The organism is Micromonospora arida (assembly GCF_003857035.1).
GTDB lineage: Bacteria > Actinomycetota > Actinomycetes > Mycobacteriales > Micromonosporaceae > Micromonospora > Micromonospora arida.
Genome location: NZ_QGSY01000127.1, coordinates 1 through 23,482, shown reverse-complemented (window position 1 = coordinate 23,482; position 23,482 = coordinate 1). Strand labels below are relative to the sequence as shown.

General features: G+C 71.3%; 23 protein-coding genes. 16 read left to right on the top strand and 7 right to left on the bottom strand.

Annotation, left to right across the window (positions count from 1 at the left end; all coding sequences use genetic code 11):
- The 8 genes from DLJ58_RS07030 to DLJ58_RS06995 form a co-directional block, all read left to right on the top strand.
- Positions 1 to 1,156 (top strand): glutamate-cysteine ligase family protein (locus DLJ58_RS07030; RefSeq protein WP_124854393.1); only part of this gene is annotated, 1,156 nt, incomplete at its 5' end.
- A gap of 80 nt (positions 1,157 to 1,236) precedes the next feature.
- Positions 1,237 to 2,574, top strand: a complete 1,338-nt coding sequence (gene egtB / locus DLJ58_RS07025; RefSeq protein ID WP_124854396.1) for an ergothioneine biosynthesis protein EgtB — start codon at positions 1,237 to 1,239, stop codon at positions 2,572 to 2,574.
- Between the two features lie 43 nt (positions 2,575 to 2,617).
- The gene (gene egtC / locus DLJ58_RS07020; RefSeq protein WP_124854395.1) at positions 2,618 to 3,400 is read left to right on the top strand and encodes an ergothioneine biosynthesis protein EgtC; all 783 of its coding nucleotides are present in this window, start codon (positions 2,618 to 2,620) and stop codon (positions 3,398 to 3,400) included.
- A 20-nt stretch (positions 3,401 to 3,420) separates the two neighbouring features.
- Positions 3,421 to 4,386 carry an L-histidine N(alpha)-methyltransferase gene (egtD, locus tag DLJ58_RS07015; RefSeq protein WP_124854392.1) on the top strand — a complete coding sequence of 322 codons (966 nt, stop codon included), beginning with the start codon at positions 3,421 to 3,423 and terminating at the stop codon, positions 4,384 to 4,386.
- A 217-nt stretch (positions 4,387 to 4,603) separates the two neighbouring features.
- Positions 4,604 to 5,191: a TMEM165/GDT1 family protein gene (locus DLJ58_RS07010; protein WP_124854391.1), complete on the top strand. Its 588-nt coding sequence runs from the start codon at positions 4,604 to 4,606 to the stop codon at positions 5,189 to 5,191.
- Positions 5,192 to 5,230: 39 nt separating this feature from the next.
- Positions 5,231 to 5,593 (top strand): DUF1622 domain-containing protein, encoded by a 363-nt coding sequence (locus DLJ58_RS07005; protein WP_124854390.1) that lies wholly within the window; start codon positions 5,231 to 5,233, stop codon positions 5,591 to 5,593.
- The gene (locus DLJ58_RS07000) at positions 5,590 to 5,913 is read left to right on the top strand and encodes a hypothetical protein (protein WP_124854389.1); all 324 of its coding nucleotides are present in this window, start codon (positions 5,590 to 5,592) and stop codon (positions 5,911 to 5,913) included. The genes DLJ58_RS07005 and DLJ58_RS07000 overlap by 4 nt, the downstream gene beginning before the upstream one ends.
- 4 nt (positions 5,914 to 5,917) lie before the next feature.
- Positions 5,918 to 6,115, top strand: a complete 198-nt coding sequence (locus tag DLJ58_RS06995; RefSeq protein WP_124854388.1) for a hypothetical protein — start codon at positions 5,918 to 5,920, stop codon at positions 6,113 to 6,115.
- Positions 6,116 to 6,209: 94 nt separating this feature from the next.
- Here DLJ58_RS06995 and nhaA read toward each other — a convergent pair whose 3' ends face one another.
- Entirely contained in the window at positions 6,210 to 7,568 is a 1,359-nt protein-coding gene (nhaA, locus tag DLJ58_RS06990) for a Na+/H+ antiporter NhaA (RefSeq protein ID WP_124854394.1), read from the bottom strand.
- 337 nt (positions 7,569 to 7,905) lie between these two features.
- On the opposite strand from nhaA, the gene DLJ58_RS06985 reads away from it, so the two are divergent.
- The gene (locus DLJ58_RS06985) at positions 7,906 to 9,369 is read left to right on the top strand and encodes a tyrosine-protein kinase domain-containing protein (protein WP_124854387.1); all 1,464 of its coding nucleotides are present in this window, start codon (positions 7,906 to 7,908) and stop codon (positions 9,367 to 9,369) included.
- Here DLJ58_RS06985 and DLJ58_RS06980 read toward each other — a convergent pair.
- Positions 9,350 to 9,904: an arsenate reductase/protein-tyrosine-phosphatase family protein gene (locus DLJ58_RS06980; RefSeq protein WP_124854386.1), complete on the bottom strand. Its 555-nt coding sequence runs from the start codon at positions 9,902 to 9,904 to the stop codon at positions 9,350 to 9,352. The two genes, DLJ58_RS06985 and DLJ58_RS06980, sit on opposite strands and share 20 nt — an antisense overlap.
- Positions 9,905 to 10,072: 168 nt before the next feature.
- On the opposite strand from DLJ58_RS06980, the gene DLJ58_RS06975 reads away from it, so the two are divergent.
- The 4 genes from DLJ58_RS06975 to DLJ58_RS06960 all read left to right on the top strand — a co-directional run bounded on the left by DLJ58_RS06975 (position 10,073) and on the right by DLJ58_RS06960 (position 15,233).
- Positions 10,073 to 11,320 (top strand): glycosyltransferase family 4 protein, encoded by a 1,248-nt coding sequence (locus DLJ58_RS06975; RefSeq protein ID WP_124854385.1) that lies wholly within the window; start codon positions 10,073 to 10,075, stop codon positions 11,318 to 11,320.
- 103 nt (positions 11,321 to 11,423) lie between these two features.
- Complete coding sequence (locus tag DLJ58_RS06970) at positions 11,424 to 13,202, top strand: DUF4012 domain-containing protein (RefSeq protein ID WP_244218822.1); 1,779 nt, start codon at positions 11,424 to 11,426, stop codon at positions 13,200 to 13,202.
- A 13-nt stretch (positions 13,203 to 13,215) separates the two neighbouring features.
- A complete protein-coding gene (locus DLJ58_RS06965) occupies positions 13,216 to 13,845 on the top strand; it encodes a hypothetical protein (RefSeq protein WP_124854383.1) in 630 nt (209 codons plus the stop codon).
- A gap of 821 nt (positions 13,846 to 14,666) precedes the next feature.
- Positions 14,667 to 15,233, top strand: coding sequence for a hypothetical protein (locus DLJ58_RS06960; protein WP_124854382.1), 567 nt, complete (start codon positions 14,667 to 14,669; stop codon positions 15,231 to 15,233).
- A 276-nt stretch (positions 15,234 to 15,509) separates the two neighbouring features.
- Here the strand turns inward: DLJ58_RS06960 and DLJ58_RS06955 are convergent, their stop codons facing one another.
- Both DLJ58_RS06955 and DLJ58_RS06950 read right to left on the bottom strand, forming a co-directional pair.
- Positions 15,510 to 16,949 (bottom strand): MFS transporter, encoded by a 1,440-nt coding sequence (locus tag DLJ58_RS06955; protein ID WP_124854381.1) that lies wholly within the window; start codon positions 16,947 to 16,949, stop codon positions 15,510 to 15,512.
- A gap of 85 nt (positions 16,950 to 17,034) precedes the next feature.
- A complete protein-coding gene (locus DLJ58_RS06950) occupies positions 17,035 to 17,271 on the bottom strand; it encodes a hypothetical protein (protein WP_030491902.1) in 237 nt (78 codons plus the stop codon).
- A gap of 148 nt (positions 17,272 to 17,419) precedes the next feature.
- Here DLJ58_RS06950 and DLJ58_RS06945 point away from each other — a divergent pair, with 148 nt between their 5' ends.
- Positions 17,420 to 18,580, top strand: a complete 1,161-nt coding sequence (locus DLJ58_RS06945; protein WP_124854380.1) for a geranylgeranyl reductase family protein — start codon at positions 17,420 to 17,422, stop codon at positions 18,578 to 18,580.
- Between the two features lie 63 nt (positions 18,581 to 18,643).
- The gene (locus DLJ58_RS06940; RefSeq protein WP_124854379.1) at positions 18,644 to 18,841 is read left to right on the top strand and encodes a hypothetical protein; all 198 of its coding nucleotides are present in this window, start codon (positions 18,644 to 18,646) and stop codon (positions 18,839 to 18,841) included.
- 59 nt (positions 18,842 to 18,900) lie between these two features.
- Here the strand turns inward: DLJ58_RS06940 and DLJ58_RS06935 are convergent, their stop codons facing one another.
- On the bottom strand, positions 18,901 to 20,691 hold the full coding sequence (locus DLJ58_RS06935) for a bifunctional metallophosphatase/5'-nucleotidase (RefSeq protein WP_124854378.1): 1,791 nt from the start codon (positions 20,689 to 20,691) through the stop codon (positions 18,901 to 18,903).
- Positions 20,692 to 20,876: 185 nt separating this feature from the next.
- Here DLJ58_RS06935 and DLJ58_RS06930 point away from each other — a divergent pair, with 185 nt between their 5' ends.
- Positions 20,877 to 21,779: an SDR family oxidoreductase gene (locus DLJ58_RS06930; protein ID WP_124854377.1), complete on the top strand. Its 903-nt coding sequence runs from the start codon at positions 20,877 to 20,879 to the stop codon at positions 21,777 to 21,779.
- A 204-nt stretch (positions 21,780 to 21,983) separates the two neighbouring features.
- Here DLJ58_RS06930 and DLJ58_RS06925 read toward each other — a convergent pair whose 3' ends face one another.
- Positions 21,984 to 22,643 carry a nucleotidyl transferase AbiEii/AbiGii toxin family protein gene (locus tag DLJ58_RS06925; RefSeq protein ID WP_124854376.1) on the bottom strand — a complete coding sequence of 220 codons (660 nt, stop codon included), beginning with the start codon at positions 22,641 to 22,643 and terminating at the stop codon, positions 21,984 to 21,986.
- Positions 22,640 to 22,981, bottom strand: a complete 342-nt coding sequence (locus DLJ58_RS06920) for a hypothetical protein (protein WP_091400038.1) — start codon at positions 22,979 to 22,981, stop codon at positions 22,640 to 22,642. Before DLJ58_RS06920 ends, DLJ58_RS06925 begins: the two co-directional genes overlap by 4 nt.
- Positions 22,982 to 23,482 lie beyond the last annotated feature (501 nt).

Here is a 23,482-nt window from a genome sequence, read left to right as displayed (position 1 = left end):
TACGCGTCTCGTGGGCTCGGAGATGTGTATAAGGGACAGGGAATGGACAGTGCATGACGCCGCCGATCCCGCCCGCCCCGTCGACGCGACGCGGCTGCGGGCGGCGCTGGGGCGGCACAGCCCCGCCACGCTGGATGCCACCAGCCCGGCCGAGTCGCTGCGACACGGCGGCATGGTCACCCTGGAGCCGGGTGGCCAGTTGGAGATCTCCACCCCGCCCCGCCCCTCGGTCGCCGCGTTGATCCGCGCCACCGAGGCCGACATCGCCCAGGTCACCGACCTGCTGGCCGCCGCCGGGCTGGTCCTCGGCAGCAGTGGCATCGACCCCCACCGACGGCCCCGCCCGGTGGTGGAAACCCCCCGTTACCGCGCGATGCGCGGAGCCTTCGACCGCCACGGCCCGGCCGGCCGCACGATGATGTACAGCACCGCCGGCCTGCAGATCTGCCTCGACGCCGGCGAGCCGGACCAGGTCGCTGACCGCTGGGCCGCGGCCCACGCGGTCGGGCCCCCACTACTCGCGGCGTTCGCCTCCGCCAGTCGACACGCGGGGCGGCGCACCGGTTGGGCCTCCGCGCGGATGGCCGCCTGGCTGGCCATCGACCCGGCCCGGACCCGCCCGGTCTGGTCGCCCTCCCGGGCCGGGGACGATCCGATCGACGCCTGGATCAGCTACGTGCTCGCCGCGCCGCTGCTCTGTCTGCGCCGGCACAGCGCCGACTGGGCCGCGCCGCCCGGCGTGACCTTCGCCGACTGGCTCGACGGCGCACTGCCACAACCGCCCACCACCGATGACCTCGACTACCACGTCAGCACCCTCTTTCCGCCGGTGCGGCCACGCGGCTACCTGGAGCTGCGCTACCTGGACGCCCAACCCGACCGCGGCTGGCGGCTGCCACTGGCGGTGCTGACCGCCCTGTTCGGTGACCAGGGCACCGTGCGGGAGGCGTACACGATCGCCACGCCAGTGGCGCACCGCTGGTCGGCCGCCGCCCGGCACGGCCTGGCCGACCCGGCGCTGGCCGCCGCCGCGGCGGCCCTGCTCGACCTGGCCCTGACCACCCTGCCCCGACTGGAGCTGCCGACCAGCACCCACGACGAGATCCAGCGAGGGGTACGCCAGCGGCTGGCCGCCGCAGAGAGGAGAGACCAGTGAGCGCGAGGAGTGAGCCGGTTCTGCGAGCCTCGCAGTCGCGAACGGAGGACGGCTCGGTGAGCGCGAGGAGTGAGCCGGTTCTGCGAGCCTCGCAGTCTGGCCGGGTCGACGGCGAGCAGTTGCGCGACCACATCGCGGTGGAGTTGGCGCGGGCCCGTGCCCGCACCGCGTTGCTGACCGAGGTGGTCGACGACGCCGACCTGACGCGCCAGCACTCACCGCTGATGTCGCCGTTGGTCTGGGACCTTGCCCATGTCGGTAACCAGGAGGAGCTCTGGTTGGTCCGGGACGTGGGCGGCCGGGAGCCGGTCCGGTGTGACATCGACGAGTTGTACGACGCGTTCAAGCAGCCGCGCCGGGACCGCCCCGCGCTGCCCCTGTTGCCGCCCGCAGAGGCGCGCGCCTACCTGGCCACCGTTCGGGACAAGGTGCACGACCTGCTCGACGCGGTGACCTTCACCGAGCGGCCGCTGGTCGCCGACGGGTTCGCCTTCGGCATGATCGTGCAGCACGAGCAGCAGCACGACGAGACGATGCTCGCCACCCACCAGCTGCGCTCGGGGCCGGCGGTGCTGCACGCCCCGGCGCCGCCCGAGTCGTCGGTCCGGGTCGGCGCGGAGGTGCTGGTGCCGGCCGGCGAGTTCACCATGGGCACTGACACCGATCCGTGGGCGTTGGACAACGAACGTCCGGCGCACCGGGTCGACCTCCCGGCGTACGTCATCGACGCCGCCCCGGTGACCAACGGCCAGTACGCGGCCTTCATCGCCGACGGCGGCTACACCGAGCAGCGCTGGTGGAGCGCGGCCGGCTGGGAGCATCGGGTTCGGGAACAGCTGAGCGCCCCGATGCACTGGCGTTCTGACGGCGACGACTGGTCGTATCGGCGCTTCGGTCAGTGGGCGCGGGTCCGCGCCGACGAGCCGGTGGTGCACGTGTGCTGGTACGAGGCGCAGGCGTACGCGGCGTGGGCCGGCAAGCGGCTGCCGACCGAGGCGGAGTGGGAGAAGGCGGCCCGGTGGGATCCGACGACCGGGCGGTCGCGTCGTTACCCCTGGGGGGACGACGACCCGACCGAGGCGCACGCCAACCTCGACCAGCGTCATCTGCGGCCGGCGCCGGTGGGCGCGTATCCGGCCGGCGCGTCGCCGTTGGGTGTGCACCAGCTCATCGGCGACGTCTGGGAGTGGACCTCGACCGCGTTCGGCGGGCATCCGGGGTTCGCCGCGTTCCCCTATCGCGAATACTCGGAGGTCTTCTTCGGCGGCGACTACCGGGTGCTGCGCGGTGGCTCGTTCGGCACCGACCGCTCCGCCTGCCGGGGCACCTTCCGTAACTGGGACTATCCGATTCGCCGGCAGATCTTCAGCGGTTTCCGGTGTGCCCGGGACGCGCGACCGGACGAGTCGTACCGGTGAGTCGCCGCACGACCGGCGGCCCGGCGGCGGGTTGGGGGCGCTGATGTGTCGCCACCTGGCCTACCTGGGGCCGCCGGTCACCCTGGCCGAGCTGTTGTTCGAGCCTCCGCACTCGCTGGTGCGGCAGTCCTGGGCGCCCCGTGACATGCGCGGCGGCGGCACGATCAACGCCGACGGGTTCGGTGTCGGCTGGTACCCGGGTGAGGGTGAGGGTGAGCCGGTGCGGTACCGGCGGGCGCAGCCGATCTGGAGCGACCCGACCATCGCCCAACTGGCGGCGGTGACCCGCAGCGCGGCGGTGGTGGCGGCGGTGCGCTCGGCCACGGTCGGGATGGCGGTGCTCGACGGCGCGGCGGCGCCCTTCGCCGAGGGGCGGTGGCTGTTCAGCCACAACGGTGTGGTCCGCGGCTGGCCGGACGCCGTGGTGCCGCTCGCCGCCGGTCTGCCGGTGCGCGACCTGCTCACTCTGGACGCCACCACCGACTCGGCGCTGCTCTGGGCGCTGGTGCGGCATCGGTTGCGCACTGGTGCCGACCCGGTCGAGGCGGTCGGGCGGACGGTGACCGACGTCGCCGCCGCCGCCCCCGGTTCGCGGCTCAACCTGCTGCTCACCGACGGGCACCGGGTGGTGGCCAGCGTGGCGGGGCACGCGTTGTCGGTCCGCGAGACGCCGGGTTCGGTGCTGCTCGCCTCCGAGCCACACGACGACGATCCCGGGTGGCGGTCGGTGCCGGAGGGGCACCTCGTCGTCGCCACCGCGGGTGAGGTGCGGGTACGTCCACTGCCGACCCCGGTGAGCCGTGCCGGGCAGGCACGCAACGGTTGATCGAACAGAGGAGCGAACCGATGACTGCGGAACCCCTGGAGATCTACCTCGAAGAGGCTGACCTGGAGCGTGGCCTGCGCGACGACGTCCGGGCAGGGCTGAGCGCCGAGCGGAAGTGGCTGCCGCCGAAGTGGTTCTACGACGCCCGGGGCAGCGAACTCTTCGAGGAGATCACCCGACTGCCGGAGTACTACCCGACCCGGGCCGAGCGGGTCGTGCTGGCCGCGCACGCTCCCGACATCGCGGCGCTGACCGGGGCCAAGACGCTCATCGAGTTGGGTTCCGGCTCGTCGGAGAAGACCCGGCTGCTGCTGGACGCCTTCACCCGCCGGGGTGGGCTGGGCACGTTCGTCCCCCTCGACGTGTCGGTCAGTGCGCTGCGCGGGTCCACCGCCCAGATCGCGGCCGACTATCCGCGCCTGCGGGTGCGGGGCATCGTGGGGGACTTCACCCGGCAACTGGACCGGCTGCCCACCGGCGGTCGGCGGTTGGTGGTGTTCCTCGGCGGCACCATCGGCAACCTGTTGCCCGCCGAGCGGGCCGAGTTCCTGACGGCGATGCGCGCCGCGCTGGAGGTGGGCGACTGGTTGTTGCTCGGCACGGACCTGGTGAAGGACCCGTCGGTGATCGTGCCGGCGTACGACGACGCCGCCGGGGTGACCGCCGAGTTCAACCGCAACGTGCTGCACGTGATCAATCGGGAGCTGGGCGCCGACTTCGACCCGGCCGCGTTCGAGCACGTCGCCGTGTGGGATCCCCAGCACGAGTGGATCGAGATGCGGTTGCGGGCGACCCGGGCGATGAGCGTGCGGGTGCTCGGGCTGACAGTCGATTTCGCGGCGGGGGAGGAGCTGCGTACCGAGGTGTCGGCGAAGTTCCACCGGGAGGGGGTCGCCACGGAGCTGGCCATGGCCGGCTTCGCCGCGGCGGAGTTCTGGACCGACCCGGACGGGCTCTTCGGCGTCACGTTGGCGCGGGCGCGGTGAGCCTGTTCACCCGGCTCGGCCGGGCCGGGTGGTGATCCGATAGGCTGATCACGCGAAGGGGAGTAGCCCCCAATGTCGTGGTCGACATACTGGTGCGTTCCGCATCCGGCCACGCGGCCCCGGTTTTCTCGGGGCGGGCGAGACCTTCGACTCAGGCTGTTGCAGCCGGGTCGAGGGCGCCCCTGTACCTCCTCCCGGCGTGAACGGGAAGGACGTCATGGAGGGATTCTTCGCCGCGCTGGTCGTCAGCTTCGGCGTCATCTTCGTCGCCGAGCTGGGGGACAAGTCCCAGCTGATGGCGCTGACCTTCGCCACGCGGTTCAAACCGATTCCGGTGCTGATCGGCATCACGGTCGCCACCGCGGTGGTGCACCTGGCGTCGGTCGCCATCGGCGCGAGTCTCGGGGCGGTGCTGCCGACCGAGTGGATCTCCCTGGTTGCCGGCGTGGCGTTCCTCGGGTTCGGTGCGTGGACGCTACGCGGGGACAAACTCACGGAGGAGGAGAAGCGCAAGGCGGAGAAGACCAACAAGACCGCGTTGGTGGCGGTCTCAGTGGCGTTCTTCCTCGCCGAGTTGGGCGACAAGACGATGCTCGCCACGATCACGCTCGCCACCAAGTACGGCTGGTTCGGCACCTGGCTCGGCTCCACCATCGGCATGGTGGCTGCGGACGCGCTGGCCATCCTGGTCGGCCGGATGCTCGGTCGGCGGCTGCCGGAGAAGACCATCAAGTACGGTGCCGCGATCCTCTTCGCCATCTCCGGTCTCTGGCTGATCCTCGAGGCGGTGAACGAGCTGACCTGAGCGCCGACTAGCCGCCTGGTGGGCGGGTAACGGCCCGGGGTGGATCCCGCCGAGTTGTTGCGCCAAGGCGATCAGGTGCTGGTTGCCGTGGTGGAGGTGGCCGGCGCGCTGGTGATCTTCGTGGGCGCGGTGTGGGCGGCGGTGCGGTTCGTGGTCGAAGGGCTGCGACACCGCAGCGCCGCCCGCTTCACGCCGATCCGGCTCTCGCTGGGCCGCTTTCTGACCCTGGGCCTGGAATTCCAGCTGGCGGCCGACGTGCTGCGCACGGCGGTGTCCCCGTCGTTCACGCAGATCGGCCAGCTGGCCGCGATCGCGACGATCCGAACGGCGTTGAACTACTTCCTGGGCCGCGAGATCCGTCAGGAGCAGCGTCAGGTGGCCGAGGGGGAGCGTCAACCGTGACGGGCGCCCTGGTCACGGCGGTCACCGCCCTGGCGCTGGTCGCCGGGGTACTCACCACGCTCACCACCGGGGCGCTGCGCAGCGGCGTCCGGGTGCTGCTGGACCTGCTCACCGCAGCCGGTCTGCTGCGGCTCGCTGGCGAGCCGGGTTGGAACGGCCTGGCCGGCGCGGTCGCGATCATCGCCCTGCGTCAGCTGCTCGGGGCGGCGCTGAGCCGCCCACCCCCATGGTCCGGCCGACAATCCCCAGCGCGCTGCGCCGAGGACGATCACCACCTACCGTTGGCCTCGACAGGTGAAACGGGAAAAGCGGGAGGATGACCACATGAGCCGGCACGACGAACCGAACGAGTACGGCTTCGCCGGCGATGGCACCGCCCCGGAGCCGCCGCCCGGCGGGAAGCCCGACGAGCAGGATCGTGTCGAGGAGGTGGCGGTGCCGGGCGACGACCTCACCGGGCCGACGGCTGAGGCGTTGGTCGAGGAGACCGAGGACCTGCCGCCCGCCGACCGCCGCCGCTGAGCGCGAGCCCGCGCGGTGGGCGCAGCGGCGAAACCGCGCTGGTCGGCCGCGCCGCCCCCTCGGCGTTCGCGTTCGCCGGGGCGCGTCGGCACGCTCAGCGGGTCTCGGGGTGCTGGTAGACGTCGGGTACGCCGTCTCCGTCGGCGTCCAGCCGCTCCCGCTCCGCCACCCTCCGGTACGCCGCGTTGCGGCGGCTGAGCACCGTGGCGGCCAACCCGGCGGAGATCACCGAGCCGAGCAGCACGGCCGCCTTGACCCGGTCGTCGGCCGTGCTGCCCGCCCCGAATGCCAGGTCGCCGATGAGCAGCGAGACGGTGAAGCCGACGCCGGCCAGCAGGGCGATCCCGAGCAGGTCGGCCCAGGTGATGTCCTCGTCCAGTTCGGCGCGGGTGAACCGGGCCAGCAGGTACGTCGAGCCGAAGATGCCGATGCTCTTGCCGAAGACCAGGGCGGCGACGATGGCGATCACGATCGGATCGCTCAGCAGGGCGCCCAGGTCGGTGCCGCGCAGCGTGACCCCGGCGGCGAAGAGGGCGAAGATCGGCACCGCAACACCGGCCGACACCGGCCGCCATCGGTGCTCCAGGCGGGCGGCGAGCCCACCCTCGCCCGCCCCCGCGCTGGCGGTGGCCGGCTGCTCGCCGCCCGCCGGACGACGGGCGAGCACCGGGACCGTGAAGCCGAGCAGGACACCGGCGACCGTGGCGTGCACGCCCGAGGCGTGCACCAGTGTCCAGGCGGCGATCGCGAGGGGGATGAGCGCCCACCACCAGGTGCGCCCCCGCTGCACCAGCACCGCGAAGAGCCCGATCGGCGCCAACGCGGCGAGCAGCGGTACGGGGTGGAAGTCGGCGGTGTAGAAGATCGCGATGATGGTGATCGCGAACAGGTCGTCGACCACCGCGAGGGTGAGCAGGAATGCGCGTAGGCCCTGGGGCAGATGTGAACTGACCACCGCGAGGACGGCGAGCGCGAATGCGATGTCGGTGGCGGTCGGAATGGCCCACCCGCGCAGGCCGTCCCCGCCCCCGTTCAGCACCACCGCCACGTAGATCAGCGCCGGCAGCAGCATCCCGCCGAGCGCGGCCGCGATCGGCAGCGCGGCTCGGCGCGGGTCGCGCAGGTCACCGGCGACGAACTCCCGTTTGAGCTCCAGGCCCACCACGAAGAAGAAGATGGCCAGCAGGCCGTCGGCCGCCCAGGTGGCCAGATTCAGGTCGAGGTGCCAGGGCGCGCCGGGCCAGGGCACCACGTCGCCGAGCCGCGTGTACGAGTCGGACCACGGGGAGTTGGCCCAGATCAGCGCGATCACGGCACCTGACAGCAGCAGCACGCCGCCGACGGTCTCGGTGCGCAGCACGTCGGCCATGTGCCGGGCCTGCGGCCAGGACGATCGGGAGAACAGCCGGATCTTCGGCGGACGCGGCCCTGATGGCGGGGTGGGGGAGGTCAACTTTGGGCTCACCTACGGGAGTCGGGACGGCAGGAATCCACTCGCCGACCAGACTTCCCGGCACACCGCTGTCAACCCTATCCGGCGGCGCGGTCGGCGGCGACCGCTGGGCCGATCGGACGCCATCCGATCGGCTTCCGACTTTTCCCCGTTGTCGCCGCAGCCGAATGGGCGTTTGTCGGGTTGGTCATGCGGGCGCACATCTCGCCGCCGGAAAATACATAACTCCGGACATAAGCCGTATGAGCCGCTTTAATGGTTTCACGAGTTTAGAGACGACCTTGGGGGTTTTCGTGAAGTTCTTTGCCGTAACCGGACCGGCACGGGGGCGCTCCTGATGGACCTGCTCCGCCAATTGCGCCACGTGCGTCGGCACTGGTGGGTCGCGCTGGTCACGGTCATGGTGGCTCTCGGCGTCTCGGCGTTCCTGACCGTACGGGCCCAACCCCGGTACGTCGCCTCGGTGACCTTCTTCGTCACCACCCCCAACACCGGCGTCAGCGACGCCTATCAGGGCGGGCTCTTTCTCCAGCAGCGCGTCAAGTCGTACGCCGACCTGCTCAGCAGCGATCGGCTGGCGCAGAGCGTGGTGGCCGAGACTCCGGTCGGCCTCACCGCGGACGAGGTGCAGCGCCGGGTGAGCACATCGACCGAGACCGGCACCGTTCTGCTGCGGGCGTCGGTGACCGACACCGACCAGACCCGCGCGTTGCGCGTGACGGAGAGCCTCGCCAACAAGTTCGTCGAGCTCGTTCAGAAGGTCGAGACGACCCCGGAGGGCAAGGCGCCCATCAAGATCGAAGTGGTTAGTGGCCCGCGGGTCAGCGCCAATCCCGTCTCGCCGCAGCCGGCCCGCAACCTCACCCTCGGTGGCCTGGTCGGTCTGATCCTCGGCGTGGGTCTGGCGATCCTGCGGGGCGTCGCCGACGTCCGACTGCGCGATGCCGCCGGCCTGCAACGCGCCACCGGCAGCCCGCTGCTCGGTGAGATTCCGTTCGAGGCCAACGCCCGCAGCGCCCCGCTGATCGTGGGCGACGCCGCGACCTCGGCGCGCGCCGAGGCGGTGCGCAAGCTGCGGACCAACCTGCGCTTCGTGGACGTCCACGAACCGGCCCGGGTCATCGCGGTGACCAGCGCCCTGCAGGGCGAGGGCAAGACCACGCTCTCCTGCAACCTGGCCATCGCGTTGGCCGAGGCGGGCTGGCGGGTTCTGCTGGTCGACGCCGATCTGCGCCGCCCGAAGGTCGACGACTACCTGGGCCTGGATGCCGGCGTCGGCCTCACCGACGTGCTGGTGGGTGACGTGAAGGTGGGCGACGTCGTGCAGCGCTGGGGCGACAAGTCGCTGCTGGTGCTGCCCAGCGGGTCGGCCCCGCCGAACCCGAGCGAGCTGCTCGGCTCCAAGGCCATGTCGGACCTGCTACTGGCGCTGCGCGAGTCGGCGGACATCGTGATCATCGACACCGCGCCGCTGCTCGCGGTGACCGACGGCGTGGTGGTGGCCGTGCAGGCCGACGGCGCGCTGCTGGTGACCCAGCAGGGCCGTACCTCGCGGACCCAGGTCGCTGCGGCGGCCCGGTCACTGCACTCGGTCTCGGTCCGGCTGCTCGGCTGTGTGCTGAACATGGCCAAGGTGGCCAAGGCCGAGGCGTACCAGTACGAGGCCTACCGGGTGGTGGCCTCGACGGCCGAGGCGTCGGTGCCGGCCGACAGGGCCGCGTCCGGCCGGCACAGCGCGACCGCCGACGGGGTCAACGGCGTCCCCGACCACACCCAGGAACTCACCCGGCTGCCCCGATGAGCGCGGCGAGGGGTCGCAGCGACCGTTCGATCTCCTCGGCGCAGCGTCGGAAGTCGGCCGCGGTACCGCCGATCGGGTCCCGAAGGTCGTCCTCGTCCGGGGCGGCGGGTTGCAGCCGTCCCCGGGCCTGGGCGGCGGCGGCGATGGCCGCCCGCAACGGGTCGTCGGCCGAGTCGGCGGGCGGCTCGGCCGCCGCGGCCAGCCGGCCGAACTGGCGCAGCGTGAACGTCCGGTGCAGCGCTCCCGGCGCCAACGCGGTGCAGACCGAGCGTTGGCGTCGGGTCGCGGTCAGCACGAGCGTCGCGTCGACCAGGTACTCGGGCCGCAACCCCCGGGTCCGGAACGCCGCCGGGTCCGCGCCGATCTCGGTCGCGACCTCCAGGGCGTACGGGTGCATGGCCAGCCCGTCGACCGCGTCGGTGCCGGCGCTGGCCACCTCGACGGGTCGGTCGGCCAGCAGCCGGCGGGCCAGGTACTCGGCCATCGGCGACCGGCACAGGTTGGCGTGGCAGACGAACAACACGCGATCAGCCATCGGTGCCCCTCTCATCGGTACGGACACGAGCGCTCGCACCGCGGGGGCGGTGCGTCGACGCCGGTGGCCGCGCGGGGAGGGGTTGTCGGCATCGTACGCGCGCCGCACGCCGGCCGGTCGTGGTGCCGCGCCGGTCGCCGGCGATCCCTGTGGGACGGGGGCGCACCGGTGAAGATCGGCATCCTGTCGTACCACTTTCCGCCCGAGCCGGCGTTCATCCCGGGGAGCCTCGCCGAGGAGCTGGCCGCGCGTGGGCACGAGGTACGCGTCCTCACCGGCTTTCCGGACTACCCCGGCGGGCACGTCTATCCCGGCTGGCGACAGCGGTGGCACCACGAGACGCACAGCCAACGGCTGAGCGTCCGACGGGTCCCCCGCTACCCCGGGGGCGCCGCGTCGGTCGGCGGCCGGATGGCCAGCTACCTCTCCTTCGCCGGCAGCGCTGGGCTGGTCGCACGCCGGTTCCTGGGCGACGTGGACGCGCTCTACGTCTTCCAACTGCCGGCGACGACGTTCGCCGCCGCCGGAGTGCTCCGGTTGCTCGGGCGGGTGCCGGCGGTGCTGCACGTGCAGGACGTCTGGACTCGCGACGGCGCGGACGAGGGGGGCGAGGGGCGCTGGGCGGCACGGATGGGCAGCGCGATGACCCGGATCTACCGGACCGCGGCGCGAATCGCGGTCGCGGCGCCGTCGATGCGGGACCTGGTGGTCGCGGCCGGCGCCGACCCGGCCCGGGTCCGGCTGGTGCTGAACTGGACCGACGAGCGGATCTTCCACCCGGCGACACCCGGCGTGGCGGCCCGCCAGCTGGTCCGTCGCGACGGCCGGTGCGTGGTGATGCACGCCGGGACCATCGGGGCGCGGCAGGGGCTGGAGACCGCGGTCCGTGCGGCCGCGGCACTGGACCGGACGATGGATCTGGTCCTGGTCGGTTCGGGCGCGGCGGAGCAGCGGGTGCGGGGGCTCGCCGCCGAGCTGGGCGCGGGGAACGTCCGTTTCCTGGAGCGGCGGTCGCCGGTCGACATGCCCGAGCTGTACGCCGCCGCCGACTACCAACTGGTCATGTTGCGCGACCTTCCGGAGCTGCGCGGCATGGTGCCCGGCAAGCTCCAGGCCGCGCTCTCCTGTGCCGCGCCGGTGATCGCGTCCGCCGGTGGGGACACGGCCGAGCTGGTCGAACGGGCTCGGGCTGGGTTGTCCTGCCCGCCCGAGGACTGGGCGGCATTGGCCGACAGGTTCTGGTTGGCCGCCACCATTCCGTCGCCGACCCGCACCGAGATGGGTCGCCGGGGTCGGGCCGCGTACCTGCGCGAGATGTCGCTGCCCGCCGGCGTGGACCAGATCGAACGGCTGTTGCACGAGGCGGCTGGACGGGTCGCAGAGCCCGCCACGGAGCCACGAAGAAAGCTCGCTTAAAGGACGACAAACGCAATAACAGTACAAATTTCCCTGATGCGTGCTAAGAACGTCAGGGAATCGACCTTCTGTCCGGTTCCGCGATTGGGAGTGTGGTGTGACGGTGAGCGAACGACCGATCCGGCGGCGGAGCCGGTCCCGGCGTCGTCGGCGGGCCCGACTGCGACGGGCCCTCCTTGGTGCCCTGGTGGTCGGCTCGCTGCTGCTGGCGACCGCCGGGTGGATCGGCTTCCGTGGCTGGCAGGCGCGCACCCACCTGCTCAACGCCGCTGGCCTGGCCCGAGAGTTGAGCGCCCAAACCGTCGGTGGGGACACCGACCGCGCCCTGCGGACGCTCGCCGCCCTTCAGGAGCAGGCCGGCGCGGCCCGCGCGGCAACGGCCGACCCGAGTTGGCAGCTCGGACGACGTACGCCGATGGCAGGCGACGACCTCGACGCCGTCGCGCAGATCGCCGCCGCCATCGACGAACTGGCTCGACACGCGTTCCCGACCCTGCTTCGGGCGGACCTGACCAGCCTGGTGCCGACCGGGGGCCGGGTGGACCTCGCCCGACTCGCCGCCGTCTCCACCCAGCTGACCGAGGCCCACGAGTCGGTGCAACGTACCCGCCAGAACCTGGCGGCGGTGCCAGCCGACACTCTGGTCAGCCAGATCCGGCAGGCGCTGAGCGACCTGCGCGACGAGATCGACCGGCTGGCCAGCCTCACCAGGGCTGCCGACCAGGGAGCCCGCCTCCTCCCGCCGCTGCTCGGCGCGAACGGCCCACGCCGCTACCTGCTCGTCTCGCAGAACCTCGCCGAGTTGCGCGCCACCGGCGGCATGTTCGGCGCGTACGCGATGATCGAGGCGGAGAACGGCAAGGTGAAGATGGGCAAGCAGGGCAGCAGTGCCTCGCTCGGCCGGTTCACCCCGGCGGTGAAGGTGCCCGCCGAGACCCGGGCCCTCTGGACGGACCTGCCCGGCATCTATCCCGCCGACGTCAACCTGTCCCCGCACTTCCCGACCGCCGCGACGCTGTACCGCGAGATGTTCCGGCGAAAGACCGGCACCACTGTCGACGGCGTACTCGCCGTTGATCCGGTGGTGCTGTCCTATCTGCTCAAGGCGACCGGTCCGGTGCTGGTGCCCGGGGGTGTCCCGCTCGCCAGCGAGAAGGTAGTGCAGACCCTGCTCAACGACAGCTACCAGCGCCTCGACATCAAACAGCAGGACGACTTCTTCGCGGCGTCTGCCGCCTCGGTGTTCGACACCTTTTTTAAGAAGAATGTCAACCCACGGGTGTTGTTGTCCGCATTTGACCGTGCTATCACCGAACGCCGGATATTGTTCTGGAGTGCCCGACCTGAGGAACAGCGGACATTCGGCGAGAGCCGGATGGCCGGGACGCTTCCGGAACAGGACACCGTGCCGACCGTCGGCGTGTTCCTCAACGACGGCAGCGGCGCGAAGCTCGGCTACTACCTGAAGCCGGCGGCGAACCTGACGGTCGGCGAATGCCGGTCCGACGGCCGCCGTGAGCTACGGCTGCGGGTGACTCTGCGCTCGACGGCGCCGAAGTCCGGACTCAGCGAGTCCATCCTCGGCCTCGGCATGGCTGGCGATCCGTACACCGCCCGCACGTTGGTGTCGATCTTCAGCCCGGCTGGAGGAGCGGTGCTGGAGGCCCGACTGGACGGGGCCGAGGCGGCGCTTGGCAGCGGCACCGAACGCCGCCGTCAGGTGGCGACGGCCAGCGTCGACGTCGGCCCCGGCGCCGAGAGGGCGCTGGAGGTCACCGTGCTGACGGCCAAGACCGGCGTCGGACAGGCCGAGCTGTGGCTGACCCCCACCGCCAGCCCTTGGACCACCCAAGTTCATTCCGCACCAAGCTGTGATCAGTAGGAGGGAACCAATCATGCGGCTATCCCGCATCATCATGGCGCTCACGGTCGGCCTGGCCGTGGTGGCCGTGCCGACGGCAGCGGGGGCGGCACAGCCGCAGCCGACGCCCAGCGCGACCACCGACCCGACCCAACCGCCGCCGTACACGCCGCAACCCCCGGCCCTGACCGTCAACCGGCCGACGATCTACCTCGGCGAGACGGTCGTGCTGACCGGTACCAACTTCGGCCCGAACGAGACCGTCGACATCAACGTGACGGTCACACCGCAGGCCGCTCCGGCCCGCGGTGCGGCTCCGGCTCGCCGCAGCGACGGCAGCACCGTGGCCATGGCTCCGGTGGCCTACCAGGCGAGCGCGCCCCTGCACTTCACGGCGTACACCGACGCTCAGGGTCGCTTCACCAAGACCTACAAGCCGTCGGTGACGGGTCTGCTGACCTTCACCGCCACGGGCCGGGAGTCCGGCCGTACCGCCTCCACCGAGCTGCGGGTGCTGCACAAGAAGCAGCCGCTGCCCGTCACGGGTGACAGCCTCGGCACGCCCATGAAGCTCGGTGGCGGCCTGGTCGGCGCCGGAGCGGTGATGTTGCTGCTGACCCTGGCCTGGCGTCGCCGCCAGCGCTTCGGTGGTGCGGCGCACTAATCCACACCACCGGGCTGCGCCCGGACAGCACCGAGGCTGGCGCCCGTCGGAAACACTCCGACGGGCGCCAGCCTGTTCAGTGAGACGGGGCCCGCGCGCCAGCGCCTTCCGGGGGACCGTCGTCGGTCCGGCCCAGGCCCGCCGATATTCGTCGGTCCGGCCATGCCCGCGACTATCGAGGCCGACAAACCGCCGGTACGACTTCCGGCAGGCCATGTCCGGCTTGGGGCCTTTGCGCGGTCGGCCCGTTCGTGATCGACTCGGGTTCCTTGAAGTCGGGGTGTCCGGGAGTCCGGGATGCCCCGAGTTCCGTGAACCCGAGTGGATCCCGCCGGCGGGCGCCGGTTTGGCGCTGTGGCCCCGGCGTTGGGTGGGTGGTTTGTCGGTTGGTGGGTGTTTGTGGGTGGTGACCGGGTGCACTCGTGGGCCGGAATCATGGCCGGGCCGGGGTCGTTACATACCCTGACGATCGCAGCACCACCGACCCGCCGCCCGACCCTTGGGGGTCTGGTCGCGCAGGTCGGAATGCCAACCTCCGCCCGGTCGTTACAGTCGCCACGAACGACCGGCGGGCACCGCCACGGTGAGGGTGCCGGCAGGTGGGCCACCCCGGAATGAGCCGGGCCCCCCGGTCGTTACACAGGGACCCGGCGCCGCGAGCCCCTCGGCTTGCCAGGTCGGCCGATCCGACGCCCGACACGGGTGTCACCCCCCAAACTTTTCCCCTTTGTTTGTGCAGCGCCGGACGAGGTGCTCACACCCTGCCGCCGCCCCCCCTTTTTGGCGGTCGGGGTGTCCTACCCCCGAAGGAGCTATCCCTCATGAACACGATCTTCCGTAAGAGCATGCTGTCTGTTGCTGGTCTCGCGTTCGCCGGTGGTGTCCTCGCCGGCCCGATCGCCGCCCACGCCGCCACCCCGGCCGTGGATGCCAAGCCCGTCGCCGTGGCCGTGCAGTCGGCCGCCCCGAAGCCGCAGGGCGACCAGTCCCACATCACCCTCAACGACGAGCAGAGCGCCAACGTCAAGGCGATCATCGCCGCCACCAAGAAGGCCGGTCTGCCGGAGCGCGCCGCGGTCATCTCGATCGCGACGAGCCTGCAGGAGTCGAAGCTCGAGAACCTCGGCCACCTCGGCGATATGAACGACCACGACTCGTTGGGCCTGTTCCAGCAGCGCCCGAGCTCGGGTTGGGGTACGCCGGAGCAGATCACCGACCCCGCCTACTCCACGACCGCGTTCCTCAAGGGTCTGAAGCAGGTCGACGGGTGGCAGGACATGCCCCTGACCGACGCCGCGCAGACGGTGCAGGTGTCGGCCTACCCGGACGCCTACGCCCAGTGGGAGCAGCAGGCCACCGACCTCGTCGGCCAGTACTGGAACAGCTGACCCGCACCACCACAGAACAACAGCACCGAAGACCAGCACCACCGCACCACCGCACGGCGGCAAGACCACAGCATGACACCGACCGCTGGCCGGCACCCCCAACCCGGGGTGCCGGCCAGCGGCATTTCCGCGCCTTGACAAACCCGCACAAAACCGCACCACGAAACGCGACTTGCTGACCAGGACCGCGGACCGGGACCGGCACCGCCACAGGGACCGGGACAGGGACCGGCACCGGCACCCACACCCGGGGAGCCGGCCAGCGGCGTACCCCGGTCAGTTCTTGTGGTTGTGGGTGCGCCTGATATCGATCAGCGCGGCGATCAGCGCGAGCGCGATGATGCCGGTGGCGAGCATGAGGGACTGTTCGAAGGCGTTGGTCCAGTCCCCGCGGCTGTCGGCCAACCTGGAGAAGAACAGCGAGCCGACGGCGGCGATGCCGGCGGCGGCGCCGATCCGCTGGCCGGTCTGGAGCATGCCAGCGCCGCTGCCCGCCTGATCGACCGGCACCTCGGAGAGGGTGATCGTCTGGTTGGGGGCGATCACCAGCCCGCTGCCGATGCCGGCGACGAGCAGTGGGCCGGCGGTGACCCAGGGCGCCGGGGCGTCCGGGAAGAGGCGCAGTGCCATCACCGTGGCGGCCAGTCCGACCACCACGGTGAGCAGTCCGATGGCGACCAGTGGTCGGCCGAAGCGGTTGACGATGCGGCCACCGAGCACGGCGGCGGCCGCGGAGCCCAGGGCGAAGGGGGTGATGGCCAGGCCGGCGACGAGCGCGCTGTAGCCGAGCCCCATCTGCAGGAACAGGGTGAAGATGAAGAAGATCGCGGTGAAGCCGCCGAAGTAGACGAGCGCCAGGATCGAGCCCAGCGTGTACGACTGGAAGCTGAACAGTCGGAGGTCGAACAGGGGCTGGTGCTGGCGTGCGTACCGTCGTTCCCAGAGCCCGAAGGCGACCAGCACCGCCAGGCCCACCGGGATGAGCGCCCACTTCCACGGGGTCCGCCACTGCTGCTCCTGCACCAGTGGCAGCAGGACGAGGACCACACCGACGCCGAGCAGCAGGACGCCGAAGGGGTCGAGTCGATGCCAGCCGGGTTGGCCGCTGGGGCGGCCGGGCAGCAACCGCCAGCCGAGGATCACCGCGAGGACACCGACCGGCACGTTGACGAAGAAGACCCAGCGCCAGCCGTGTTCGTCGCCGCCGATGGCGATGAGCAGTCCGCCGAGCAACGGCCCGACGGCGGTGGAGATGCCGATGGTGGCGCCGAGCAGCCCGAACGGGCGGGCGCGTTCGGGCCCACGGAACAGTTGCTGGATCAGCCCGATGACCTGCGGGTTGACGACGCCGGCGGCGGCGCCCTGCAGCAGTCGGGCGATGACCAGCCAGGTCGGGGAGGTGGCGAGGCCGGCGAGCGCGCTGGTGATGGTGAACAGCGCGATGCCGAAGACGAACGCGTTGCGCCGACCGCGGGCGTCGCCGAAGCGGCCGGCGGGCACCAGCGCCAGGCCGAAGGTGAGCGCGTACCCGGAGAGAATCCACTGCAGGTCGCTGGACGACGCGTGCAGCGCCCGGTCGATGGAGGGCACGGCCACGTTGACGATGCTCACGTCGAGCAGTGTCATGAAGGCGGCGACGAGTCCGACGCCGACGGCCTGCCAGCGTCGTCGGTTCTCGGCGGCGGTCACCGGCTGCGGCGCGTGCGCCGCGCTCATCGCGCCCCCCGTCGACCCTCGGTCATCCATGGTTGACCGCTACCCGGGTCTTCGGGGGGCGAACCGTACCGGTTGGTTCCGCGGGTCACGCCATCTGGCGGGCGCAGAACCGGGGACCGAAGTCCAGGCCGGCCATCGGCGAGTCCTCGCGGTGCAGTAGGCCCTTCTCGGTGAGCAGGTGCAGGGGGCTGCCCACCTGCTCCTCGGTGAGCCCGGATTCCTCGGCGATCAGGTCCGGGTAGGGCACCTGCCCGCGTGCCTCAAGGGTGGTGACCGCCTGGTACACCCGTTGCTCGGCCTCCGACAGTTGCACCTGCTGCATGGTTCCTCCTTTTGCTCGTCCGCCACTGCGGTGGCGGCTGCCGTGCGCCGGTTACCCCCTCGGTGCCCGAAGATGCACACCCGATCGGGCGGTCGCGACGGCGGGCGGGTCCGGCGGTCGGGCCGGGGAGGTGCCCTAGGCTGCTTCCGTGATCGTTTGGGATCTCGTCGTTGTCGGCGGTGGCCCCGCGGGGCTGTCCGCGGCGCACGCCGCTGCCCGTGCGGGCGTCTCCACCCTTGTCGTCGAGCGAGCCGTTCACCCGCGGTACAAGACCTGCGGCGGTGGCCTGATCGGCACGTCGCTGGCTGCCGTTCAGGATCGGATCGAGGTGCCCGCGCACGACCGGGTGGACCGGGTGACCTTCACCCGCGACGGCCGTCGGGAGTTCACCCGCCGCAACGGCAGTCCGGTGGTGACTATGGTGCGCCGCGAGGAGTTCGACGACCGGCTGCGCGCGGCGGCGGTCGCCGCCGGCGCGCAGCTGCGGGAGCGGGTCGCGGTCCGCGCGATCGAGCAGGACCCCGAGGGGGTACGCCTGCGGCTGGCCGACGGTACGACGATCGCGGCTCGTGCCGTGATCGGGGCGGACGGCTCGTCGGGGGTGACCGGGCGGCACGTCGGAGTTCGGTACCGGCAGGTGGATCTGGGTCTGGAGTTGGAGATTCCGGTGCCGCCCGTCGAGCAGGAGCGGTGGCGGGGCCGGCTGCTGCTCGACTGGGGTGCCATGCCGGGCTCGTACGCCTGGGTCTTTCCGAAGGGTGACCGGCTGACCGTCGGCGTGATCGCCGCACGGGGGGCGGGGGAGGGGACCCGCGACTACCTGCGGCGGTTCGTCGACCGGTTGGGTCTGACCGGGTTGCCGGCGGAGCACGACTCCGGTCACCTGACCCGTTGTCGGGCGGAGGATTCACCGTTGCGCAACGGCCGGGTGCTGGTCGTGGGGGATGCGGCGGGTTTGCTGGAGCCGTGGAGCCGGGAGGGCATCAGCTTCGCGTTGCGCTCCGGCGAGCTGGCCGGAGCTGCGGTCGCGAGCGGTGACCTGGCCGGGTACGAGCGGGCGGTGGCCGAGCGTCTGCTGCCGGAGATGCGGGCGGGCTTCCGGCTGCTCGACGTGTTCACCCGTCGCCCGGACGTGTTCCATGCCCTGTTGGCGACCCCGCCGGGCTGGCGGATGTTCGTGCAGTTCTGCCAGGGGCGGGCGAGCTTCGACGAGATGCTGCGACGCCGGCCCATCCGGGCCGCACTCGCGGTGCTCGACCGGTTGTCGCACCCGTCGCGCCAGGCCACCACTGCTCACCCAGGATCCTAGGACGCCTTACAGGGTGTGTGCTCGGCTACTGGTGTCGACCGGCGTACCCGCCGGACAATCACCGTGGAGCAGCAGCAGGAGGCGCTGATGACCGAGCAGCCGTTCACCGACGACGAGTACGCGTTTCTGCGCCACGCGCGGTTCGGGGAGTTGCCGCCCGCCGTCCGTCCCGACGAGCGGGTGGCCCTGACCGAGACCGATCCCGGGCGCGACCGGCCGGAGGAGTCCGAGGACCCGATCCGCTGGAACGTGCAGGGCTGAGAACGCGCGACGGGCCGCGGGTATGTCGCCACCCACGGCCCGTTCGTGATGCGCTGCGGTCAGAAGACCGGCACGCCCTCGCGGACCAGACGCCAGTTGGGCTGGAAGAAGTCGGCCGGGTCAATCGTCCCCTTGGCCTGCGCCCAGTCGATGAGCAGCTGACGGATCTCCTGCTGCGCGTTGTAGACCTGGGTCTTCACGATGCCGGGGAAATTGCCGCCGCCGCTGCGCCGGTAGTTGTTCACCGCCACCACGAACTGGGCGTTGTCCGCCACCGGAGTGTCGGTGCCGGACAGCACCAGGCGGGTGATCCGCTGCCCGACCGGCTTGGAGATGTCGATGTCGTAGTCCAGGCCGGAGAAGACGTCGTAGTTGTAGTCCGGCACCGCCGGGTCACTGATCTGCTCCGGGTCGACCGGGGCACCCGGTGCGAACGTACGGAAGTACTTCGCCGAGTACTCCAGGTAGGCGCGCACCTCGGCCCCGCTGAGTACGACCGCCTCGAGGGTGTTGTCGTACACGTACAGGCCGGCCACGTCGCGGATCTTCACGTCGCCGGCGGGGAAGACGGCGGTCCGGCTGAACGGCGCCGCGATCGACAGCACCGGAAGGTCCGCGTACGCCGTGCCGGCCAGCGCCGCGCCGACCACCTCGGTCTGCACGTGGTTGATGAAGTCCAGGATCGGCGTGTCCTTGTACCGCGACTCCGCCGCCGACAACTCCACAGTGGACGTGGCGACGACCTGGTTGACGTACGCCACGGTCTTCTGGTGCTGCGCCCGCACGGCGGCGAGCACCTTCGGGTCCTCGACCACGGTGTTGGTGTTCAGCATCGTGGCGGCCTTCTTGGTGATCGTCCATCGGCCGCGCTCACGGGTGAGGGTGAAGTCCATCCGGGTGAGCCGCTGGCCCCACTTCGACGGCTCGGAGAGCAGCACCTGCGTGCCGGTGCGCTCGTTGGTGACGAACCGCTCGACCACCTCGTTGTGCGCGTGACCGAAGAGGATCGCGTCGATCCCCGGCACCTGCTGGGCGATCAGCGCCACCGGGTTCTCGTTCGGCAGTTCCGGGCCATAGCTGGAGGTGCCGCTGTCACCGCCGTGCGCCGAGATCAGCACGAGGTCCGCGCCGCGGGCCCGCATGATGGGCACCCACTTCGCGGCGGTCGCGATCATGTCGTCGAAGCGCAGCTTGCCCTCGACGTTGCCCTTGTCCCAGATGGCCACACCGGGATTGGTCAACCCCAGGATGCCGACCCGCAGGGTCGGCGCGGCGAAACCGAGGGAGACCTTCTTGATGACGTACGGCAGGAAGGCCGGCTTGCCGGTCTTCGCGTTGACGGCGTTGGCGGCGAGCGCCGGGAAGCCGAGCTGGCGGATCCACAGGTCCAGCAACGGCAGGCCGTAGTTGAACTCGTGGTTGCCCAGGGTCACCGCGTCGTAGTCGATGACGTTCATGGCCCGTGCCATCGGGTGCTTCTCCCCGGTGGCGGTGATCGGCTCCTGCTTGGCGTAGTACGTCGCGAGGGGCGTGCCCTGGATCGTGTCGCCGGCGTCGAGCACCAGCGTCGCCTTGCCGCGCCGCTCCCGACGAATCTGGTTGATCAGGGTCGCCAGCTTCGCCACGCCGATGTCGTTCTGCTTGCTGTCGTCGTACTCGGCGTCGCGGTAGTAGTCCCAGTTGTAGACGTTGCCGTGCGTGTCCGACGTGCCCAGGAGGGTGAGGTCCCAGGTGCGCGGCCGGGCCGCGCCGGCCGCCTGCGCGGGCGCGGCGGCGATCAGCGGGGTGGTCGCCGCGGCCGCCGCGGCGACGAGCACCTGGCGGCGCGACGGGCCGGAGGGAGAGGTCATGACGTGCCTTTCCATGGGGGTGGACGCGCCTCGTGAGCGCCTTGCGCACCATAGCCAGCAGCGGGCACTACCGCCACGGCAGCCCCGATCGTTGCAGCGGTTTCCGCAGGCCGACGCAGGGTAGGGCGGTCAGGGACGGTATTCGCGGGAGACCCCGCTTCCCGCGCGCAGCGAGGAGAGTTTCAGTGAGCGAGGACCAGCACACCCAGCAGGACCCGACCAGCCAGTACGGCGGGCAGTCCGGTCAGCCCGCGCAGCAGCAGTCAGCGCCCGGCTCGACCGGGGAGATGACCCCGAAGCCGGACCACGGGGAGGGGTCGTACCGGGGCAGCGGCAAGCTCGACGGCAAGCGGGCGCTGATCACCGGCGGTGACTCGGGGATCGGCCGGGCGGTCGCGATCGCCTTCGCCCGGGAGGGCGCGGACGTGCTCATCTCCTACCTCAGTGAGGAGGAGGACGCCGACGCCCGGGAAACCGTCCGGCTGGTCGAGGCCGCCGGTCGGCGGGGCGTCGCGGTACGCGGTGACATCACCGACGAGGCGCACTGCCAGGAACTGGTCGACCGGGCGGTGCGCGACCTGGGCGGCCTCGACGTCCTGGTCAACAACGCGGCGTACCAGATGTCGCAGGACAAGGGGATCCTCGGCATCAGCACCGAGCAGCTCGACCGGGTGTTCAAGACCAATCTGTACGCGATGTTCTGGCTCTGCAAGGCCGCCATTCCCCACCTGGCCGAGGGGTCGGCGATCATCAACACGTCGTCGATCCAGGCGTTCGACCCGTCGCCGCAGCTGCTGGACTACGCGACCACCAAGGCGGGGATCGCCAACTTCACCAAGGCCCTCGCCGCCGACCTGGCCGAGCAGGGCATCCGGGTCAACGCCGTCGCACCGGGGCCGGTGTGGACGCCGCTGATTCCGGCCACCATGCCGGAGGAGAAGGTGAAGCAGTTCGGCACCGACACCCCGGAGGGGCGTCCCGGGCAGCCGGCTGAGCTGGCGCCCGCGTACGTCTTCTTCGCCTCGCAGGAGTCCAGCTACGTGACGGGCGAGATCCTGGGGGTCACGGGCGGTCGTCCGACCAAGTGACCCGCCGCCGGGTGGGCGTCCGCGCGGGATGCCCACCCGGCGCTGTGGCCCGCTCGCGTCGCTTGTTCGCGCGGCCCGTTGGTGGTGCGGCTTGTTCGCGCGGCTCGCTGGCGTGGCTTGTTCGCGCGGCACGCTCGCGTGGCTTCTTCCCGCGGTCCATGGTCGTGCGGCTTGTTCGCGTGGCTTGTTCGCGCGGCTCGCTGGTCACCGTGGCCAGGCAGCGAAGCGTTGCCGGATCTTGGCGACGTCGGCGGCGCCCAGACCGTACCGGCCGAAACGCTGGTCGGAGAGCCGGTCCAGGTAGCGGCCGGCGGCGCGCACGTCGTCCGGGTCCAGCGCGGGGTCGACCTGCCGTGCCAGCACCAGCAGTTCGGTCACGTCGTAGTGGTCGAGGGCCGCGGCCACGTCGATGAAGTCGCGAACCTCCCGCCGGTTGACCAACGCCGCGATCTTGTTCGCCACCAGGTCCCGAACGTCCATCACCGGCCCCAGGTCCATCACCACCGGGCTCTGCTGGCGGTCCAACCGGGCGAGGCTGAGCCGGATCTGCCGTCCGTCGCGGCTCACCACGAAGTCCTTCATGTCCTGCTCGTACCCGTCGAACAGCTCGGCCAGCTCACTGTCCGGGTCGGCATCACTGACGATGAACCCGGCCCGCTCCAGGGCCACCCGCACCCCGGCGGACGCCGCCGCCGCAGCGCCCTCCACGTCCGCGAAGAGGTCCACGTCCTCCGTCGGCCGGGCCACCAGCCCGTGCGCAGCCCACGCCACCCCACCACCCAGAACGAACCGGTACGGCCCGGCGGCGGCCAGCGCCACCCGGGCCACTTCCCGGTAGAACTCGTGCAGATGAGGTTCGATCACGCCGCGCGCAGGCCGCGGTGCCGGCTCTCCCACGCCTGGCGTACGCCCCGAGGCAGGTTGAGCAGTCGCCACACCCGACGCAGCGTCCGCCCGTTGATCAGAGCGCGCAGATCGTCGGCCCGAGTGGTCTCGCGAAGCACGTTCTCGTACATCCAGAGCAGCTGGTCGGGGTCGCCGAGGTCGAAGGTGCGCTCGGCGTTCCACATCAGCCGTACCGGCAGCTCCACCACCCCTCGGGTGGGGCCGGCAAGCTCGGCGAGCGTCCGCGCCACCACGGCGGGGCGACCCGGGCGGGCCAGAAAGGCCACGCCGGTCGCGGTGGGGGAGACGGCCTGCATGGTGTCAGGGTAACGCCCACCAGCGCCGGTGTCGCTCAGGTCGATCCCAGCACGCTGCTCCAGGCGCGCCGGCCTTGCCCTCATCGCCTCAAAGTTTGTCCGGTTTGCGCGAGCTGGTGCGCTCGGCCCGCTCGTGATCGACTCGGGTTCCTTGAAGTCGCGGTGTCCGGAAGTCTCGGATGCCCCGACTTCCGTAAACCCGAGTGGATCACGCCGGTGAGCGCCGGTTTGGCGCTGTGGCCCCGGCGTTGGGTGGGTGGTTTGTCCGTTGGTGGGTGTTTGTGGGTGGTGACCGGGCGCACTCGTGGGCCGGAATCATGGCCGGGCCGGGGTCGTTGAATACCCTGACGATCGCAGTACCACCGACCCGCCGCCCGACCTTGGGGGCTGGGTCGCGCAGGTTGGAATGCCAGCCTCCACCCGGTCGTTACAACCCCCACGACCAACCGCAGGCACCGCCACGATGAGGGTGCCCGGTAGGTGGGCCACCCCGGAATGACC